General features: G+C 37.6%; 19 protein-coding genes. 8 read left to right on the forward strand and 11 right to left on the reverse strand.

Annotated features, from left to right (window positions below; all coding sequences use genetic code 11):
• Positions 1–21: 21 nt before the first annotated feature.
• Together WAX78_RS18935 and WAX78_RS18940 are read right to left on the reverse strand one after the other, a co-directional pair.
• On the reverse strand, positions 22–513 hold the full coding sequence (locus WAX78_RS18935) for an HXXEE domain-containing protein (RefSeq protein ID WP_336483553.1): 492 nt from the start codon (positions 511–513) through the stop codon (positions 22–24).
• Positions 503–1,402 carry a fumarylacetoacetate hydrolase family protein gene (locus WAX78_RS18940; protein ID WP_336483554.1) on the reverse strand — a complete coding sequence of 300 codons (900 nt, stop codon included), beginning with the start codon at positions 1,400–1,402 and terminating at the stop codon, positions 503–505. Before WAX78_RS18940 ends, WAX78_RS18935 begins: the two co-directional genes overlap by 11 nt.
• Positions 1,403–1,642: 240 nt before the next feature.
• Between WAX78_RS18940 and WAX78_RS18945 the strand changes: the two genes are divergently transcribed.
• The 7 genes from WAX78_RS18945 to WAX78_RS18975 all read left to right on the forward strand — a co-directional run bounded on the left by WAX78_RS18945 (position 1,643) and on the right by WAX78_RS18975 (position 3,937).
• A complete protein-coding gene (locus tag WAX78_RS18945) occupies positions 1,643–1,822 on the forward strand; it encodes an aspartyl-phosphate phosphatase Spo0E family protein (protein ID WP_336483555.1) in 180 nt (59 codons plus the stop codon).
• Between the two features lie 137 nt (positions 1,823–1,959).
• On the forward strand, positions 1,960–2,181 hold the full coding sequence (locus WAX78_RS18950; protein ID WP_336483556.1) for a spore germination protein: 222 nt from the start codon (positions 1,960–1,962) through the stop codon (positions 2,179–2,181).
• A gap of 16 nt (positions 2,182–2,197) precedes the next feature.
• Positions 2,198–2,407 carry a spore germination protein GerPB gene (locus WAX78_RS18955; RefSeq protein ID WP_336483557.1) on the forward strand — a complete coding sequence of 70 codons (210 nt, stop codon included), beginning with the start codon at positions 2,198–2,200 and terminating at the stop codon, positions 2,405–2,407.
• Between the two features lie 61 nt (positions 2,408–2,468).
• Entirely contained in the window at positions 2,469–3,083 is a 615-nt protein-coding gene (gerPC, locus tag WAX78_RS18960; RefSeq protein WP_336483558.1) for a spore germination protein GerPC, read from the forward strand.
• A gap of 6 nt (positions 3,084–3,089) precedes the next feature.
• The gene (locus WAX78_RS18965) at positions 3,090–3,284 is read left to right on the forward strand and encodes a spore gernimation protein GerPD (protein ID WP_336483559.1); all 195 of its coding nucleotides are present in this window, start codon (positions 3,090–3,092) and stop codon (positions 3,282–3,284) included.
• Between the two features lie 12 nt (positions 3,285–3,296).
• Positions 3,297–3,680, forward strand: a complete 384-nt coding sequence (locus tag WAX78_RS18970) for a spore germination protein GerPE (RefSeq protein WP_336483560.1) — start codon at positions 3,297–3,299, stop codon at positions 3,678–3,680.
• A gap of 41 nt (positions 3,681–3,721) precedes the next feature.
• The gene (locus WAX78_RS18975) at positions 3,722–3,937 is read left to right on the forward strand and encodes a spore germination protein (RefSeq protein WP_336483561.1); all 216 of its coding nucleotides are present in this window, start codon (positions 3,722–3,724) and stop codon (positions 3,935–3,937) included.
• A gap of 98 nt (positions 3,938–4,035) precedes the next feature.
• Here the strand turns inward: WAX78_RS18975 and addA are convergent, their stop codons facing one another.
• From addA to WAX78_RS19020, 9 genes are all read right to left on the reverse strand, one after another.
• Entirely contained in the window at positions 4,036–7,758 is a 3,723-nt protein-coding gene (gene addA / locus WAX78_RS18980) for a helicase-exonuclease AddAB subunit AddA (protein ID WP_336483562.1), read from the reverse strand.
• Positions 7,755–11,264 (reverse strand): helicase-exonuclease AddAB subunit AddB, encoded by a 3,510-nt coding sequence (gene addB, locus WAX78_RS18985; protein ID WP_336483564.1) that lies wholly within the window; start codon positions 11,262–11,264, stop codon positions 7,755–7,757. Before addB ends, addA begins: the two co-directional genes overlap by 4 nt.
• A 76-nt stretch (positions 11,265–11,340) precedes the next feature.
• A complete protein-coding gene (gene lepB, locus WAX78_RS18990; RefSeq protein ID WP_336483565.1) occupies positions 11,341–11,904 on the reverse strand; it encodes a signal peptidase I in 564 nt (187 codons plus the stop codon).
• Positions 11,905–12,101: 197 nt separating this feature from the next.
• The gene (locus tag WAX78_RS18995; RefSeq protein ID WP_336483566.1) at positions 12,102–12,701 is read right to left on the reverse strand and encodes a TVP38/TMEM64 family protein; all 600 of its coding nucleotides are present in this window, start codon (positions 12,699–12,701) and stop codon (positions 12,102–12,104) included.
• Positions 12,702–12,997: 296 nt separating this feature from the next.
• The gene (locus WAX78_RS19000; protein WP_020059863.1) at positions 12,998–13,198 is read right to left on the reverse strand and encodes a cold-shock protein; all 201 of its coding nucleotides are present in this window, start codon (positions 13,196–13,198) and stop codon (positions 12,998–13,000) included.
• Between the two features lie 455 nt (positions 13,199–13,653).
• A complete protein-coding gene (locus tag WAX78_RS19005; protein WP_336483567.1) occupies positions 13,654–14,232 on the reverse strand; it encodes a competence protein ComK in 579 nt (192 codons plus the stop codon).
• Positions 14,233–14,558: 326 nt separating this feature from the next.
• On the reverse strand, positions 14,559–15,836 hold the full coding sequence (gene aceA, locus WAX78_RS19010) for an isocitrate lyase (RefSeq protein ID WP_336483568.1): 1,278 nt from the start codon (positions 15,834–15,836) through the stop codon (positions 14,559–14,561).
• A 71-nt stretch (positions 15,837–15,907) separates the two neighbouring features.
• Complete coding sequence (gene aceB, locus WAX78_RS19015; protein ID WP_336483569.1) at positions 15,908–17,497, reverse strand: malate synthase A; 1,590 nt, start codon at positions 17,495–17,497, stop codon at positions 15,908–15,910.
• A gap of 382 nt (positions 17,498–17,879) precedes the next feature.
• The gene (locus WAX78_RS19020; protein WP_336483570.1) at positions 17,880–18,152 is read right to left on the reverse strand and encodes a hypothetical protein; all 273 of its coding nucleotides are present in this window, start codon (positions 18,150–18,152) and stop codon (positions 17,880–17,882) included.
• Between the two features lie 329 nt (positions 18,153–18,481).
• On the opposite strand from WAX78_RS19020, the gene WAX78_RS19025 reads away from it, so the two are divergent.
• Positions 18,482–19,249, forward strand: coding sequence for a DUF2628 domain-containing protein (locus tag WAX78_RS19025; protein ID WP_336483571.1), 768 nt, complete (start codon positions 18,482–18,484; stop codon positions 19,247–19,249).
• Positions 19,250–19,432: the final 183 nt, after the last annotated feature.

Raw genomic sequence — 19,432 nt, forward strand, 5'->3', positions numbered from 1 at the left:
TCTTAAGAGGCAACCTTTTTTTCATACAATAATTTTAACTATATACAATAAACCACCTATGACTGGAAACATTAATAATATCCCAATCATACATGATACCCACACGGACTTCCATTTCCACCAACCAACTACAGTTCCTCTCCAAAACAAAAACAATGAAAAAGGAATGATTAAAAAGAAAGCTGTACCAAGTCCAGGTACATATCCCCTCTTCAAGATTGCTCCTACAAGATGAACGATTCCATTCATAAAAATCATTGACTGGATGAACAGTACAGCATATAAAGTCATCTGCGTCAAAAACACATTGTGTATACACACAATCGTACATACAAAAACAGTTAGTATAAGTAATGCTATTAAAAAATGCTTCTGCTCCAATGCATTCTCTTCCATTTGAATGGGCTGTAAATACTTTATTTCTGGAAAAAAATAATACTCTTCTGCATTATGCAAAGCAAAACAAGTAGGAATAAGCCAGAAATAAGGAGAGCGCGGTATGTTATTTGACATTATTACAGAGCGTTCCAACATGTTCAACTGTTATAACAACTTCATCACCAGCATGTAAAAAGCGAGGTGGTTTAAATCCCTTTCCAACTCCTGCTGGTGTTCCAGTCGCAATAATATCTCCTGGCTCTAACGTCATTCCTTTACTTACAATTGATATAATTTCTTCAACTGAAAACATCATGTTTGCCGTTGTAGAAGATTGACGTACTTCCCCGTTCACCTTCGTTTCAATATGAAGCGCATTCGGATTAGCAATCATTGAGCGATGCACAATAGCTGGTCCCATTGGACAAAACGTGTCAAAGCTTTTTCCAAGAAAAAATTGCTTATGCTTCTTCTGAATATCTCGAGCTGTAACATCATTTATAACCGTATAACCAAACACGTGATCAAGGGCATTTTCCTTTTGGATTTCCTTTCCACGCTTTCCAATCACAACGGCGAGCTCACCTTCATAATCAAGTTCACTCGTAGCATGCGGATGACTATTAATTTTATCACCATCACAAATTACGGTTGTTGGAGCTTTTGTAAAAATAATGATATTTTCCGGAACTGCTTCCGCTCCGTCCATTTCGATTGCATGCTCACGATAATTTTTCCCAACACAAAGAATATTTTTTCTTGGCCTTGGAATAGGAGCCAATACCTTAACTTCCGATAATGGATAATAAGCATCCTTGCAATTCTCTTTTGCCCATTCGACAATCTCAATTACTTTTGTAATAAAGGGTTCCCCCTGGTCAATACACTCTAGCATTGTAATGGGAATCGTAATTTTTTCTCCTTTTTTCCTCTGTGCTTCTCTGACATGCAACACTGTTTGTGATGTGTCATCTACAACACCAACAAACACTTTTTCATCTGCTTTTACTGTCACAAACCGCATATTTCCACACCCCATCTTCAAAATCATACTGTAATTGTATTCGTACCTACTAATGAAAATCCTCCTAAAAATATTTTATTTTACAATATTCTATCTATTTTCCGTGCAATCAAAATGCTTTTTTGCCAAAATATGTAGAATCCTTTCTTCTTTTAGCGAAGGTGTTTCTTTTTTATGGAAAGTTTGTATAATATGTACTAAAGATACTCTTAAAATTTATAAGGAGACGGAGCCGATTCTATGTTTGAGCAAGCAATTGAAAAAAAACGCGAAAAAATGAAATACTTGGCCAAACGTTACGGAATGACATCTCAAAAAACAGTTAGTTGTAGTCAAGAGCTGGACAGGCTCTTAAATGTTATATTACTCATACAAATAGATGATATGTCAATTCAAAATACAGACGTACACTCCCGCTAAGTGTACGTTTTTTATTTTTAAATAACAGTCACATATTTGCCCAAACGCCCATACAATAATAGGGTAAAACTCTGATCATAGAAATTCGGTCTAAAAAGAGAAAAATACAAAAATTTTTAACATGAAGGGTGTTTTCTATGCCTGCAATGGTTGGACACATTAATATTGTTAATATCGGATCGAGCGGTGTATTGCATATTGGAGATGTATTTGCCATTCGTCCCATTAGTTATTCTCGTGCATTTGCAGGAGCAGGTTCTTTTAATGTTGGAGAAAGTGTATCAATATACAATTACGAAAACACAACAAATGTAAATGATTCTGATGTAATCGATCAACCAATCACTGCTACTTATTAAAAGGGGGGAATAAAAATTGAATCTGTATGTACAGCAAAGTATTATTATTAACAATATAAGAATTGAGAACCTTACAACTTCAGCCGTCTTTCAAATTGGAAGTGCAGGAAGTATTAAAACATTGTCAAAGTTTACCAATACAGGCGGATTTACACAACCAACCCCGCCACTAACAGCTCCAGGACAAATTATTTCTATTTCCCCTCCCCCTCCTAGTTCTTCTTAACATACTAATATCATAGACATATACCAATATACCCTCCAGATCGAAAAGGAGGCTTCTAGCAGTGAGTCAAGATATATATATTTACTTACAACAACTACAACAATTCATTCAACAACAACAGGAAAAAATAAATGCTTTAGAAACACAACTAGCGCAGTTAACGGAGCAAATAGAAGAACTGAAACAACGACCATCCTCTTCCATTGGGAAAGTCGAATACAAATTTGATCAGCTAAAAGTCGAAAATTTAAATGGTACATTAAATATCGGTTTAAATCCATTTACGAGCAAAGGGGAAGTTATTGAAGACTTTAATGTTGAAACTGAAACATTAAAAGTAAACCCTGAAACCCAAGTAAATCCCGATTTTTATCAAGATATCATTCAAGAAATGCACCGCTATTTAGACGAAGAAGCGTATAGTCGCATTCTTCATTTTGAACAGGAAGAACGAACGCCTCTCGATGATATGTACCGGCAAATGATGATCGATGATATAAAGAAACAAATGGAACATCGTCTCCCATACTATTTATCTCAAGTACAGCCACATCCAGAGATTACATCTAATCCACAATATATGAAAAATGTCATTATACAAGCAATGAAACAAGATATTGATAAAGCATTCCTTTCCTTTATTCAGCATATACCACGTAACTTTCGAAAGGAGTAAATGCATATGAATTTTACTGTTATTAATCACGAAATCAAAGTAGGAACCATTACATCCCTTGGGGTATCTTCGTCTGCTTTATTCTTAGTCGGCGATGCAAACCTCATTATTGCATCTTCTATTTTAGATACACCATTTGAATCTGTAACAGGTGGTCCATTTGTACCACTCGTAACTGCTGTACCTACAACTCCTAGATAAGGAGGACTCGTTATGCGACATGTCTCCGTTGTCCATCACCCTTCTGTTACTACGCTAGGACTTAGCTCTATTGTTCAAATTGGCGATACGAACCATATGGAATTAAAAAATAGAACACTTGCTGTTCAACGCGAAATCCCTTACTTTTTGGCCCAAGAAGGAAGATGGGAAGCATATGAAATATTTGTTGATGACGAAATCACGATTCCAACTCGTATAAACGAGGTAAAAATGAATGTCATTAACAAAAACCCCTTTATCGAAGTAAACTGCGTTAACATTCAAAGTATGCTAAATGCTTCTTGTTTTCACATTGGATCTATTGATTATGTATTTTCAAACTCACGCACTTTCCAAATTCGCCACTTTGTTACAGAAGAACCTTCTGAAAAATAAATCATATAGTACCATAAAAGGAATTTGAAGTAGGTGAGAATATGCCGTCTATTGTCGGGAACTTAGTCGTTCAAAATAGTAACGGTTCTTTTAACTTAGGAGACTTTTATAACGTATCTCCGAAAGAAAATACGAAAGCTTATAATGGATCCGGTTCATCAAATGTTGCTTTTGTCCTTAATACATTTAACGGCGTAAGCGGTACAAATACATTTGATTCAGATGTAGCTGATCAAGATCAAATCGGAACAGCATAAAGTGAAACTTCCTTCAGCGGGGGTCTTAGAGGGATAAGAAAAAAAACGGAGGGAAATCCCTCCGTTTTTTTTCGTTATCCTATATACTTACGACACACTTATTTTACTTGCAATACGTGGCTGCCATCAAAGAAGTATAAATACGTTTCTTTTACTGGTTGATGCAAACTTTTCTCAATTGCTTTACGATAAAGACTCAGCTGCACTTTGTAACGTTCTTCTAACGTTGATTTCGCTTGTTCAAATCCACCTGGGAAACGACCTTCAATTGTATCTGTTTTAAAATCAATTAAAACGATACCATCCTCTTCTTCAATCATACAATCAATAACACCTTGAACAAGGATTGATTCATCTTGCTCATCTTTCCAATCTTGATATGCTTCCTCTGCTGATAACATCATCGTAAATGGCACTTCGCGCTCTACACTTTCTGCAGCTAATACACGTTTACCTAATTCTGTTTCAAAAAATGAAACAATTTTTTCCGGTGCTATTTCTTCTGCTTGTTCAAATGTTAAGAGCTCTTTATTTACCATTTCAGCAATTTGTTCCTGAATGGCTTCAATTGTTATTGCTTTTGTTACATTTACATGCTGCATAACAGTATGAACAGCTGTCCCACGCTCTGCATACGTCAGTCCTTTTTTCTCCATAAAACGCGGACGCGTTTCAATTGGTGCACGAACTCGTTTAATAAACGCAGTATCGCTTACTTCTTGTGCTTGATAATTTCGTTTAATTTCCGTAACAGATTGCTTTGCGCGGTGCGCCGTAGCATCTTGGAATCCATATTGCCAAGTTAATCTTTCATACACTTCATCTTTTTGTTCACTGCATGCAGAAACCGACTTTTGTTCCCGAAGCGCTTCTAATAGTTCTTGCTTTTCTTCTTTCATTGGCTCCGGTGCCTGTAATCCCGCTCCATCAACTGCTTCTACTTTCCAGTTCGTATCATACTCATATATATCAGTTGGAATACTTCCTTGTCCTATTTCAAGAAGCATATCACTATCTTTATGTCTGCATAACGATGGTGCAATCCAATCTAAGTAACAAGTTGCCCCGGCACGTACATAATCCGGCAATAACCAGTCTGTATGCTCACGTGCATCGAGCCATTTTTGCATTTCTTTTTCTTTATCTTTTACTGTCCCGATTAAAATAAGCTTTTCTTTCGCACGTGTTAAAGCTACATATAACACACGCATTTCCTCTGCAATGAGCTCCATTTTCATTTTCCGCTTAATCGCGAGCTGTGATAATGTCGTATATTTAATACGCTTTTTCGGATCAATAAATTGCGAGCCAAATCCAAAATCTTTATGCAGCAAGAATCGCTTCATCAAATCTTGTGTGTTAAAACGTCGTCCAAGCCCTGCCACAAATACAACTGGAAATTCCAGCCCCTTACTTTTATGAATAGTCATAATCCGAACAACATCCTCTTGTTCTCCGAGAGCACGCGCTGTCCCCATATCATCACCGCGTTCTAAAATACGCTCAATAAAACGTAAGAAGCGGAATAAACCGCGAAATGAAGTCGCTTCATATTGACGAGCACGATCGTATAGCACGCGGAGGTTTGCTTGACGCTGCTTGCCAGCAGGAAGGCCGCCTACAAAGTCATAATAGCCTGTTTCACGATACACTTTCCAAATTAAATCAGAGAGCGATTGCTGGCGAGCGAATTCACGCCAAACTTGCAAATGTTCATAAAACCATAACACCTTCTCATGCAATTCTCTCTCTTCTTCTAGCGGCGCACCTTGTAAGAAAGAACGCATCACTTCATAAAACGAACCTTTCTTCTCATAAGTACGTAACATCGCAAGATCTTCGTCTGTTAATCCAACAATAGGTGAACGAAGAACAGCTGCCAGCGGAATATCTTGCGCTGGATTATCAATCACACGAAATAGATTCATCATAATATTGACTTCCGTCGCTTCAAAATATCCAGTCGAAAGCTCTGCATAAATAGGAATACCTTGTTGTTTCAGCTCTTCCATAATTTGCGGCGCCCATGGCATAGAGCGCAATAAAATAACAAAATCACGGTAAGTAACTGGGCGCATACCATTTATTTTTCGGTCATGCACTTCATAACCAGAATCGACCATTGCCTTTATTCTTTGCGCAATAAGGCGTGCTTCTAATTGCGCCTTTTCTAATTCCACGCCTTCCTCTTCATCCACTGCTTCGCTATCAGATTGATGAATAAATAACAGCTCTGCTGATGTATCCGCTCCTTCTGGATAACTCGCTCCAAGCTTCAACTCAGCGTCTTCATCATAATCAATTTCTCCGACAGCTTCGCCCATAATTTGTTTAAAAATAAAGTTTGTCCCTGCTAGTACTTCATGACGACTGCGGAAGTTTTTTGCTAAATCAATTTTCATGCCGCCATCTATGCCTTCAGATGTAAAACGTCTATATTTCCCTAAAAATAGCCCTGGCTCCGCTAAACGGAAGCGATATATGGACTGTTTTACATCGCCCACCATAAATAAATTGCCGTCTTGCTCAGAGTCTTTTGTTACTAGTTTAATAATGGATTCTTGTACAAAGTTTGTGTCTTGATACTCATCGACAAGCACTTCTGCAAATTTATTGCGATATTGCCACGCAACTGGTGATGGGCGTATCTCTCCCTCACTAGAACGTTCACTTAAGATTTGCAAGCAAAAATGCTCTAAATCTGTAAAATCAACCATTCCTTTATCACGCTTAATCGCTTGGAACTGTTCTGTAAATACTTTTACAAGATCAACAAGCTTTTGCAGTACGGGATGCATATCTTGAAAATCCCGTAAAAAGCTTTCTGGACTTCTGCTAAACAGTTCTTCCTGTAATTTCTTTACTTCATCCTTCGCTTTATTACGTAAAGAATCGACTTGTTTCACAATCTCTTCATTATAATCACTCTTCTTAATACGCTTTAACGTTTGCCAAGAGGCATTTTGCATCGCTTCGTATGTGCTTGTCCAAGATTCATTCGCTGCCCCGGACAAGTTCTCAATTAAAAGAAGATCAGCTTGCAGCGTTTCAACGCGCGGTGCTGGACCATCTGGTAACATTGCAAGTTCGATTGCTTTTTCTACATATTGCTTTGTTGTTTGCAGCTGAACCTTTACATCTTCCAATAAATACGAAGCATACATAAGATCTTCAATTGTTTTTCCTTCTACATCATATGCTTCAACTAATTTATCAAGCCAACCGTTCGGATCTGGATGTGCTCTTGATTCTGTATGAAGAGCTAAAATCATACGCTGCAGGTCATCATCACTACGGTCGCTCGTATAACGATCGACAAGTTCAAAAAACACCTCATTCTGCTGCATACCGTACTCTGCTTCTAATATGTCATCCAGTACTTCTTCTTTTAATAATTCATTCTCCGTTTCATTCGCAATGCGAAAGCGCGGATCAATATCGAGCATATAATAATACGTTCGAATCACTTGTAAACAGAAAGAATGAATTGTCGAAATGGATGCCCGGTTAAGCAGACTGAGCTGCTTTCGGATATGCGGCGAAGCTGGATCATCGATTAATACTTTTTCTAACGCTTCCCCAATTCGATTTTTCATCTCTTGCGCCGCTGCATTTGTAAACGTCACAACAAGTAAACGATCGACATCAACTGGATTGTCCTCTCGAATCATTTTACGAATAATCCGTTCAACAAGTACCGCCGTTTTTCCCGACCCAGCTGCAGCTGCTACTAAAATATCGCGGCCATCAGCAACGATTGCTTTCCACTGATCATCGGTCCACTGACTTCCTTCTGGTTTCGCTGGCCAAGTTTGTATCATGACTGGGTCTCTCCTCTCATTTTCTCTAACGCTTCACTATCTTTCATATCTTGTAATGCTCTGTATTTATTATCTTCTAGCGACTCATCAAATTGACAAACCGAGCGGAAATTACAGAACGTACATGCTGTTTTATTTCCCATTTTATACGGTGCAATATCGATGACACCTTCTGTAATATCTGTCCCGATGTTTTCAAATTTACGATGTACGTATTGTTGCAGTACATTAAATTCTTGTTCACTTGCGATATCAGAACGTGCACTAAAGCTGCCATCTTTTTTCAAGCCAGCTGAAATAATATTAGAGCTTCCTGATGTTAATGTGTTATCCATTAACCGAACAACATCAGCATCTCCAAGGACAAGCCCTTTCATTTTAAATTTCTTTAAAATCTCTTGTTCAATTTCAATGTCTGATACGTCGCCTTTCATTTCAACAATTGGGTTATGAATATGGAAATAAAGTACTCCAGCAGGATTTGCAGTTCCGCCTTGTTTCATCCATTTGCCTGCGTTTGTCGTGACAACATCTAAATACGTAAGCATCTGCAGAGCTAAGCCGTAATATACTTCCGTTAAATCTAGTTTTTTAGAGCTTGATTTATAATCAATAATACGTAAAAATGTTCCGGTTTCATCTTCCGCTTTATCAACGCGGTCAATTCGCCCGACTACTTCCATTTTCACACCATTTGGCAGTTCAAAATTCATAGGTGGCAATGAATTTGTTCCGCCCATACCAAATCCGACTTCTAAATCAACAGGTACAAATCCGCTTGACTTTGCATGCTCTCTTAAGACAAGTGAAGTACGGAAAATAATTTGCTGCAATTTATGTTTTAAATAATGATGACGATTCGAGCTTAATAAAATTTGACGCTGCAGAAGCGGTGCTAATTCTTCAATAACTGTAACAGAAAGATATTCACACTCTTTTACTGTTAAATCAGCCCAAGTACGTTTTTCTTTCAATAGCTTATCAGCAATTTTTTTCAAAGCTGCATGGAACAGTTCGCCGATATCTGGTGCATCTAATTTGAAAATATCACGTTCTTTCAAAGATAATCCATGCTGCGCAAAATGAGCATACGAGCAGCGATTAAAGAGTTCCATACGTGATACACTACCTCTAATCTTGTCACCATATAACTCCCGGCTTACAGCATCACTTAATTTACGCGCCCGATTTCGATAAAATAAACTTGATAACACACGGCTACTCTTCTGTTTCCATTCTGGCGACGTAACATAAAAATTGTATACATCCCACCAAAAAGAAAGATTGCCTTCAAAACCGTAACGTTTCCAGTTTTGCAATTGCTGCGTTAAATACGAAAGTGTCACTTCTGGCGTTGCCACATATGAAATTTGCTCACGAGATGATAGATCATTTACATCATTCGTTATAAATATTCCACCTGCAGAAGGAAACATTCTTTTCATCTTCTTTATGAAGCTAGATGCTAGTAACGTTTTTCCTTCTTCATCTGCTAGCGGACAAGAAATATATAACTTCTCCGATGCTCTAGTAACCGCTTGATAAATGACAAATTGTTCATCTAATAACTTTTGCCGCGCTGTTGGTGCAAGTTCTATTCCCGCTGAAACAAGTACTTCTCGTTCTTCATCGGATAATACACCATCATCTGTTGGCGCCGCTGGAATAATCCCTTCATTTGCTCCAATCACAAATGCTGCCCTGATGTTAGAAAGACGAGAACGGTCAATGTTTGCAATTAAAACTTGATCTAAAGACGGCGGAATATTAGCAAACTGCAGTGATTCTAATCCTGTCGTCATAACATTTACAAACATAGAAAGAGACATTTTCTCTTCTCCGAGCATTTCAACGCACGTATCCAGAAGTGTAATTACTTGTTCCCACACTTGGTCATGATCATTCGCAAATAAGAAGTTCCCTTCTTCTTCTGCTCGCAAACGTAAATCTTCTAATTTTTTGGGAACGTCTAGCTCTTCTAAAAATAAATAAACCGCTTCGCACATGCTCATTGTTGTTGCTGCTCGTTTTAATCGCTTTTGCAAACGGATAATAGGTGTGCGGACAATCTCACGAAGACGGTTAATTTTCTCTTCCGTTTCTCGTTCACCATCTGTTTGGCCACCATGTACACCATCTAATGAGCGATAACGACGATATGTCCATGGTTCTTCCGAAGTCCACCGTTTCCCTTGTACTCCATACGCTAAACAGTAATTTTCAAATTCGTCCATTTCATCACGTATTCTTGCTTTATTCACATCTAACGGGTACAACAGTTCGGTTTTTACACAGCGAAATACCGCATCGTAACGCCAATTTCCACTAATGACTTCTAAGGCTGAACGAATTAGCTCAATTAATGGATGATGAAGCATCGGTCGTTTTTCATCAATAAAGAATGGGATATTATAATCAACAAACAACGTCTTGATCATATCGTAATAGCTTTCACCATTGCGAAGTAGAACAGATATGTCGCGATAACGATATCCTTCCTCTGCTACTAACCTACGAATTTCGCGCGCAACGCCTTCCACCTCTGCCCGCAAATTAGCCGCAGAATATAGCGTAATCTGTGATTCTCCTTGAAACTCTGCATACGGACGAGAATCATAATGCGCCTCTAAATGCGCAAGTGCCCTTGACATAAAGCGCGGTTGTTCTCTCATTATAATTGTATTTTCAATAATGATTTTCTCTTCCCTGGCTACTTGCTTTACTTTTTCATATGTTATAAGCGTCTGGTAAAACAAGTCTAGCTCATTCGCTGGCTGTGATAACGTTTGTTCATCAAGCGTTAATGCAATTGTCATTCTTGCCCCGCATCTTAATAATTGCCTTACAACTTCTAGCTCTTGTGGTGAAAATGTATGAAATCCATCAATATAAATAATGCTATCTTTCACATACTCTGAATGCGGAAGTTTTTCAAATAAAAGCTGCATGTAATCTTCAGAGTCTAAGTATTTTCCAATTAAAGCTCGTTCAAAATCATCATATAGAAGCTGCAAGTCATACATTTTATTCGCTAACAATTTCTGTTCATTTCCGCTGCTATGAGCGTCTAACTCTTGCCACATTGCATACACATTTGACGGCGTTAAATTGTAGCGTTTAAATTCAGTAATCATACTGCCAAGCTGTTCAAAAAATCCGTTTTGCTCCGCTGCTTTTTGGAAGACATATAACTCTTCTTTACGCGCCTCCACAATTTTACGAAGCAACATATGCACACCAGATTCATCAATATGAAGGCGGCTTGCTCCTCCCACTTCCTGAAGAACCTTCCACGCTAAACGTGAAAAACTAAACACTTGCGCACGAATGGAGCCGCTCACGTCTCCATTAATTAATGCTTGCTGCGTTTGGAATGTCATCTGTTCTGGCACAAGATATAAAATGGTTTCACCTTTTGGGCGATGCTGCAGCTCCTGCTGTACTTCTTGCAAGCACTGTGTACTCTTTCCACTTCCAGCTCGTCCTATAATAAATCGAAGTGACATGTAAACCCGCCTTTCTGTAAATGAACCTCTGTCAATCAAGATATATCCGAAAAAGAAGGTAATCCGAAATTTCGAATTACCCCTTAGAGAAATTTGTTTGTACTTCATTGATTGGCCAGTAGCGCAAATCAACTTTTCCTACAACTTGTTCTATTTTTACAAATCCGAAGTAACGACTATCCCAGCTTCCTAGACGATTATCTCCAAGCACAAAGATAAATCCTTTCGGAACAACTTTTTCGTCTGTTAACTCTTCTAGAGTAAAATCTCCTGTTAGCTGTCGTCCATGAGTTTGCTTTTTATATACATCTAAATACGGTTCTTCAATAAATTTCCCGTTAATATATAGTTTATCATGTTTATATGAAATTTTGTCCCCTGGCAGACCAATAATTCGCTTCACATAATCTTCCTGTTTATTTGCATGAAAGACAACAACATCAAAACGGTTTAACTCACTAAACTGATAACCAACTTTGTTTACAATCAGCATGTTACCATCTTGAAGTGTAGGCATCATCGATTTTCCTTCCACAACATACGTTGCAAAGAAAAAAGTGCGGAAAAATACAGCTAATAAAATACCTATAAAAATGGTTCTCATCCACTCTTTGCTTTCGTTTTTCCACTTTCGCATCATCATGCCACTTCCCTTCAGCTTTTATCCGGCACTAACGGACAGTACCTCACCTCAAAATTCAGTGAAAACAAAGAACATAGGTGGGGGATCACTCCCCATAAGAGCCCGATTGATGAGAGCTTTCTATCAATAGAGCACGAAGCCCCCACTGATAAAAGTCTCACCTTATATAACAGGGATGCACTCACTTGTGAAGTCTAGTCTCTACTTAGTTCAAGTTTTACTTCAATTTTCTTTCCGACATACCATAAAATAAAAATGACACCTAATACGATAACTGTTTTTACTGGCTTATGCATAAAAGATGCAAGGTCATAACCAATGTAACTTAACACGAAAATCATCACAAGTTTACCAAGTGAAAGTGCTAAAACAAATTGCCGCTTACTAATACGCGACAAACCTGCTACAACATTGATAAGTGCTGATGGTGTAAACGGAAAACAAAATAAAAGAAAAATAGGTGCAAATCCTTTTCGTTCAATCCACGCCATCGCACTGCGTACTCGCGAATGCTTATTTACAAAAGCAAAAAAACGACTTCTTCCAAAACGACGAATGATAAAAAACACTAGCAATGCTCCTATACATGAACCGAGCCATGAATAAAAAAATCCAAGCCATAATCCAAATGCAACTGCATTCGCCATAACAAATAAAAAGAGCGGCAAAACTGGAATAAACGCTTCAATCATCGGAAGGCCAATTCCAATTAACGGACCAAATGCCTGATAGCTTTCTAACAAGCGTTCCATATTTTCTATTGTGAAATATTCTTTGATTGTTTGAAAATCCATTCTACTATGTACCCCTTTACCTCGCTATAACGGGCTTCTGAATGGAGAGGATATTAGATTTCCTGTAAGAGCCCGATTGGTGCGAACTTTTCATCAATGAGAAAAACATTTCTTAATAGAAGCTTCATTTTTATCTTTTCCTGTTATTACTTTACCATTATTAAACAACAAGGGGAAATAGCATATATGACAACTAGATATATATTTATTTTCCATATTTTCAAGAAAAAATCCTGTTTCAAATAAATAAAAAAGGATGGCAAATGCCATCCTTTTTCACACTATGATCTATAAGATTATAGTTTTACAACGTTTTTAGCTTGAGGTCCACGGTTACCGTCTTCTACTTCAAAGCTAACTTTTTCGCCTTCTTCTAAAGATTTGAAACCTTCAGTTGTGATAGCAGAGAAATGTACGAATACATCGTTTTCGCCTGGAACTTCGATGAAACCGAAACCTTTTTCATTGTTAAACCATTTTACTTGACCTGTTTTCATAATAACTTCCTCCTAGGAAATAAATATATTTTGTAGTTTTCACAACATAAAAAAAGAATCCACACATTATCAAATGCGAAACAGAACACATACACAATTTCCTCGCTAGTTTCACGGCACTTGATAATATATGGATTGCTTGATTTAGGTATTCAACTATACATTTACTATACCATATAAAAAAAGAATATACAACATAATTTACAAGAACAAAAAAATATACAGTAAAACTTCCATCAGTGGGGGTTTTCTTCCCCACACTGATGGAAAGCCCGCTCAATCGGCGCATACCAGCAGTTATCTTCCCCTTATCTTCTGTAGAAAAGCGGAAGCGGCTCGCCCAGAATCACAGGACGCCCGCGAATAGCTGGATAAAAACTCTCATTATAATTAATATGTTTCCTATGTATGAATAAGAAAAAGGACTATCTTCCTTTTTCTTATTCCCTATATAATCAATCTTCTTTTTTCAACAGATACATTTTCTCATATGCTGGTTTTAACTCTAAAACCTCATTTTGATTGACCAGTAAAAATTTTGGCTCTGCTTGTTTTCTTTTTCTATCTTCAAATTCTGCACGTAGCTGTGCAGTTCTGTTTCTCTGATTTTCAAAGCTGTTTTTAGATACTTCTAGTTTAATTGTCTGGCCATTTATGAATTCAATGAGAATATTTCCATGTGGAAGTTTTGTCACACTTTCAATATGAAAATGAGATAACCAGGCACATTCTTTGCGAGAATAAGAAAACGTGGGGAAAAAATAAATATGGTCTGTAGGACTAATTGCAATTGGTGCTTTATGCGTAAAACCTGTGTACTCTTTCGTGCCGTCTTTCCGCCCGCCAAAGCTAGCTCCATATTGACGACAGCTTTGCTCCACAATCTCAAGTGGTTTTTGATACACAAAAAACTCATCACTTTCTTCAATCACACGCGTCACAATTCGTTTATCTTTCAAAACAATTGGAAGTAGTGCAATCGTCTTTGAATTAATAATGTACTGTGAGGTATACTTTTCCGCTTCACTAGTCATCGTTCTTCTCTCCTTTTCATTTTTAGATAATTTTTATGTAATTATCCACATGGATAATTGTACCATTTTGCTTTAAGAATACTCGTCATTTTCATTTTTTTTACAATTTCTTATTATTAAATTAAAATTTCCTTTTATATATATTTATAAATACTAAAATTAAATAGCATAATCTTCATGCATAAAATAACATTTTCTTATATAGAACTTTATTTTCTAATATCTAGAAATATTTGTAATATAAAAAGCCAGCCCGAAAGCTGACTCTTTCTTATTCCTCTATTCGTAGACAGTGAGACCCCTCACTGATGGTTAGTTGAACTTTATTATCGCGTAAACTGCTCTTCTTCTGTAGATCCTTTCAATGCTGTTGTTGACGACGTTCCACCCGTAATTACTTGCGCTACTTCATCAAAGTACCCTGTACCCACTTCGCGTTGATGACGCGTTGCAGAATAGCCGTACTCTTCTGCTGCAAATTCAGCTTGCTGCATCTCTGAGTAAGCAGCCATGCCTCGCTCTTTATATCCGCGCGCTAATTCAAACATGCCGTAGTTTAAAGCATGGAAGCCAGCAAGTGTTACAAATTGGAATTTATATCCGTAAGATGCAATTTCTTTTTGGAAGTTTGCAATTGTTTTATCATCTAATTTTTTCTTCCAGTTAAAGGACGGTGAACAGTTGTAAGCTAATAGTTTTCCAGGGAATTTTTCATGAATTGCTTTTGCAAAGCGTTTCGCATCTTCTAAATTCGGCTCGGATGTTTCACACCATACAAGATCAGCATACGGTGCATATGCTAAGCCGCGCGCAATCGCTTGGTCAAGTCCAGCTTTCGTACGGAAGAATCCTTCCGGTGTTCTTTCTCCTGTAATAAACGGTTTATCAACAGGATCAATATCACTTGTAATTAGATCAGCTGCATCTGCATCCGTTCTTGCGATAATTAGCGTTGGTACTCCCATTACATCTGCTGCCAGACGTGCTGATACTAAATTGCGCACTGCCGTTTGTGTTGGTAATAATACTTTTCCGCCTAAATGACCACATTTCTTTTCGGAAGAAAGTTGATCTTCAAAGTGAACACCGGATGCTCCTGCCTCGATCATCCCTTTCATGAGTTCAAATACATTAAGCTGTCCGCCAAAGCCAGCTTCTGCATCAGCAACAATTGGTACGAAATAATCAATATCACCGCCGCCTTCCATATGCTGAATTTGATCAGCACGCTGCAGCGTTTGATTAATACGTTTTACAACTGCCGGTACACTATTTGCTGGGTACAAGCTTTGGTCTGGATACATTTGACCCGATAAATTTGCATCTGCCGCTACTTGCCAGCCGCTTAAATAAATTGCTTTCAAACCTGCCTTTACTTGCTGCATTGCTTGATTCCCAGTTAATGCTCCCAGTGCATGAATATAATCTTCGCTATGAAGAGAATCCCAAAGCTTTTCTGCACCGCGATGTGCTAACGTATATTCAATATCGATTGATCCGCGCAAACGAATGACATCTTCGGCAGAATATGGACGTGTAACTCCCTTCCAGCGTTTATCGAGCTCCCAGTTCTCTTGTAATTGCTGTACTCTTTCATTTACCATTTCTTCCATCCCCTTTTCTTTATTTATCCGCTATTCGCGGGCAGTAAAACTCCACTAATGAAGACCTCGCTTTATAAAATTTCATACCCTGGTAACGTTAAAAATGACTCAAATTCATCCTCTCTAATAAGATTCATAAATAGTTTCGTAGCTTCTACAAATCGTCCTTTTTCAAAACGATCGCTACCAATCTCTTGTTCAATTTTTGCTAACTCTTCTGCTTTGAACTGTTCTACTAGTGCAAACGTAATCTTTCTTCCATCCTCTAATTTTCCTTTCTCATGACGAATCCATTGCCACACTTGTGCACGTGAAATTTCTGCTGTCGCCGCATCTTCCATTAAGTTATAAATTGGTGCTGCACCTCTGCCACTTAGCCACGATGCAATATATTGAATCCCAACGCTAATATTTGTACGAAGACCAGTTTCTGTAATCGTTCCCACCGGAACTTCTAATAAATCTTGTTCTGTTATACAAATTTCTTCTCGTTTTCGATATATTTGATTTGATGTTGTCATAATGCGATCAAATACTTCCATCGCTACAGGCACAAGTCCCGGATGGGCAACCCAAGTCCCATCATGTCCATCACACGCCTCACGCTCTTTATCAGCACGCACCTTCTCGAATGCTGCATCATTTGCTGCCGAATCGTTCTTAATTGGAATTTGTGCTGCCATCCCGCCCATTGCCGGTGCATTACGGCGATGACACGTTTGAATCACACGCAAACAATAAGCGCGCATAAACGGAACACTCATCGTTACCTGCGCTCGGTCCGGAAGTAGAAACTGTTTATGATTGCGGAAAGTTTTTAAGAAGCTAAAGATATAATCCCAACGTCCGCAATTTAACCCTGCCGAATGATCCCGCAATTCATATAAAATTTCATCCATCTCAAATGAAGCGTGAATCGTTTCCAATAATGCCGTTGCTTTAATTGTTCCATGCGGAATACCCATGTATTTTTGTGCAAATACAAACACATCATTCCATAGTCTTGCTTCTAAGTAACTTTCCATTTTCGGTAAGTAAAAGTATGGGCCGCTTCCTTTTTTAATTAACGCCTTTGCATTATGAAAAAAGAACAACCCAAAATCTAATAAACTACCTGATATTTCTTCACCATCTACTAACATATGTTTTTCTTGCAAGTGCCAACCACGAGGGCGCACCATTAAAACAGCTGTTTGTTCATTGAGACGATATTCTTTCCCATTTGCATTGTTATATGAAATCGTTCCCTTAATTGCATCTCTTAAATTTATTTGTCCTTCAATTGCATTCTGCCATGTCGGTGCATTTGAATCTTCAAAGTCTGCCATAAAGACACGTGCTCCTGAATTCAAAGCATTGATAACCATCTTGCGATCAACCGGCCCTGTAATTTCTACACGTCGGTCTTGCAAGTCATTCGGAAGCGGTGCAATCGTCCAATCATCCGCTCGAACATGTGCAGTTTCCTCTAAAAAGTGTAACAACTCCCCTGCATCAATTCTCTTTTGTTTTTCTACTCGTTTCTGTAGTAATTCTTTACGGCGCTCGTTAAAATTCTCATGCAACTCTTTTATAAATGTGAGTGCTTCTGGTGTCAAAATCTCCAAATACGCCGGTAATACTTCTCCAACGAGTGTGACCCGCGAAGTTTGTGTCGACATATTAGCATCTCCTTCTCTTCAAACTGTTTTATAACAGATTGGATTTTATGTTTATATTATATAACAAAAAAATAGAAAGGGAAGGAATTTTTTGAATATTTTAACAACATCTAAAAATTGGTTTATCCTTACATATCACATCACTTAATAACAAAATATAGAAATTATTTCAGTGTACACAAAAAGCATAGAGTGTTGTACTTTTACTGAAAGGCAAGAGAAATAAAGTTTGAGGCTTAAATTAACAGGAAAGACATGTTGTTTAACAATTATAAGAAAATAAAAGAGGAGTGGGTTTTCCACTCCTTTTATCACGACATGTTTTTGTTGTTGGCTCTGTGGCAGAACCCCAATAAAGGGAAGCACTCTTAATTGAGTGCCTTCAATTCATGACTCTTAGTAAATTTATGGATTCATTCATTTGAGGACCATATCGTAGTCGTTCTTGTCGATAGTATTCATATTGATTCATGAGTGTATAAAATGTTGTTTCTTCTAATGGCTCATGATTTAAACGAGCATCACAAACTATAGCTAGAATATCTTTTAGTGTAGTTATTTCCAATCTAAATGGTTCGATGTAACTCGTAAATATTTCAGCTATGCGTTGTTCTTCTTCTTCATTTCCCATTAAAACAGCCGCACTAATTTCCATGTTTGTTTTGTTAAGATCATTGATGATAGCCAAACACATGTCGTGTAGTAATTCATAATTAGGTAGTTTAGGTTTTCTAAATGTCTTAGAGAAAAAACCTTGTTTTGGCATGTGAGAAAATTGATTATGTACATTTATACTATCTGTCAAACAACTGTGAAGTGATAATGATTAGTGCTACTTTTAAGTATATGAAATATATCATCGTAGGAATGCGGTAATACATAATGTTTCCTTCATCAAAAAGATAACAAAAAACAGTGGACGACAGCAGTTCGCTATCGTATTCTAAAATGTATGCATAAAAACGAAAGGTGAGAAACAAATAGATGACAGCATTAGATGAACTCGTATTCCAGCAAGAACTACACAAGGTCGTTCGCAAGAACACACCATATTATGATTTGAAATGGGGTAAGGTAAAAAATCCAGCGAAGCAAAACACATGGAACTGGGCAGCATTTTTTCTTAATACATTTTGGTTCGCATATCGAAAAATGTACAAACCCTTTATCCTTTTCTTGCTCATAGACATTCTTTGGACGATCCCCCCTTATCTTGCAGATATTCCGACTTGGACGGATTTCATTTATTATTTAGTATTATCTTTACTATCTGGATATATGGGGAACCGCTGGTATTACAACCATGTCGAACGCATTATAAAAAAATGTAACACCATATCAGAAACCCAACAAGATGCCTATTATCGTACAAAAGGTGGGACCCATATCGGAATTATGATCGGACTCAATGTTTTGGCGTTTGCAATTGTTTACGGCGCAGAAATGGGGTTGAATTATCTGCCAACCCAAACGAACATCACCAACATTGTACGCGATAGCAACGAAGGTGACACATTAGAAATATATACGGATCACCCAAAATGGAAATATATCAAACAAGAAGGACGTCATTACGTGGTGGAATTCTCGGGGTATGACTATAGCAAAAAAGAAAATGTGCGCATTGAGTTTTATGTGTACTTAGACAAACAATTGTATGAATGGAAAAACATATATATCAATGGAAAAAAATTAAGCAAAAAGAACGCGGAAGAATTTGAAGGATGGATTGAAGATAACTCAACGTATTGAACTGATTCGAATTTCTAAGATCAGATAGGAATAGTCATATTTCAAAAAGAGCCTCACTTTCGTTGGATAGTCGGGATAACCATCCCGATAAATCCAAAAAATGTCGTGATAAAATGAAGAAAAAGCCATAAAAAATAGGCGTATCAAACAACGTGTTGATACGCCTTAAAACTATATTGTTAA

The organism is Bacillus yunxiaonensis (genome assembly GCF_037104695.1).
GTDB lineage: Bacteria > Bacillota > Bacilli > Bacillales > Bacillaceae_G > Bacillus_A > Bacillus_A yunxiaonensis.

Excerpts from the sequence above, each read along its gene's own strand:
- WAX78_RS18935 (WP_336483553.1), bottom strand. The coding sequence starts at position 513 with ATGTCAAATAACATACCGCGCTCTCCTTATTTCTGGCTTATTCCTACT.
- WAX78_RS18940 (WP_336483554.1), bottom strand. The coding sequence starts at position 1,402 with ATGCGGTTTGTGACAGTAAAAGCAGATGAAAAAGTGTTTGTTGGTGTT.
- WAX78_RS18945 (WP_336483555.1), top strand. The coding sequence starts at position 1,643 with ATGTTTGAGCAAGCAATTGAAAAAAAACGCGAAAAAATGAAATACTTG.
- WAX78_RS18950 (WP_336483556.1), top strand. The coding sequence starts at position 1,960 with ATGCCTGCAATGGTTGGACACATTAATATTGTTAATATCGGATCGAGC.
- WAX78_RS18965 (WP_336483559.1), top strand. The coding sequence starts at position 3,090 with ATGAATTTTACTGTTATTAATCACGAAATCAAAGTAGGAACCATTACA.
- WAX78_RS18970 (WP_336483560.1), top strand. The coding sequence starts at position 3,297 with ATGCGACATGTCTCCGTTGTCCATCACCCTTCTGTTACTACGCTAGGA.
- WAX78_RS18975 (WP_336483561.1), top strand. The coding sequence starts at position 3,722 with ATGCCGTCTATTGTCGGGAACTTAGTCGTTCAAAATAGTAACGGTTCT.
- addA (WP_336483562.1), bottom strand. The coding sequence starts at position 7,758 with ATGATACAAACTTGGCCAGCGAAACCAGAAGGAAGTCAGTGGACCGAT.
- addB (WP_336483564.1), bottom strand. The coding sequence starts at position 11,264 with ATGTCACTTCGATTTATTATAGGACGAGCTGGAAGTGGAAAGAGTACA.
- lepB (WP_336483565.1), bottom strand. The coding sequence starts at position 11,904 with ATGATGCGAAAGTGGAAAAACGAAAGCAAAGAGTGGATGAGAACCATT.
- WAX78_RS18995 (WP_336483566.1), bottom strand. The coding sequence starts at position 12,701 with ATGGATTTTCAAACAATCAAAGAATATTTCACAATAGAAAATATGGAA.
- WAX78_RS19000 (WP_020059863.1), bottom strand. The coding sequence starts at position 13,198 with ATGAAAACAGGTCAAGTAAAATGGTTTAACAATGAAAAAGGTTTCGGT.
- WAX78_RS19005 (WP_336483567.1), bottom strand. The coding sequence starts at position 14,232 with ATGACTAGTGAAGCGGAAAAGTATACCTCACAGTACATTATTAATTCA.
- aceA (WP_336483568.1), bottom strand. The coding sequence starts at position 15,836 with ATGGTAAATGAAAGAGTACAGCAATTACAAGAGAACTGGGAGCTCGAT.
- aceB (WP_336483569.1), bottom strand. The coding sequence starts at position 17,497 with ATGTCGACACAAACTTCGCGGGTCACACTCGTTGGAGAAGTATTACCG.
- WAX78_RS19020 (WP_336483570.1), bottom strand. The coding sequence starts at position 18,152 with ATGGAAATTAGTGCGGCTGTTTTAATGGGAAATGAAGAAGAAGAACAA.
- WAX78_RS19025 (WP_336483571.1), top strand. The coding sequence starts at position 18,482 with ATGACAGCATTAGATGAACTCGTATTCCAGCAAGAACTACACAAGGTC.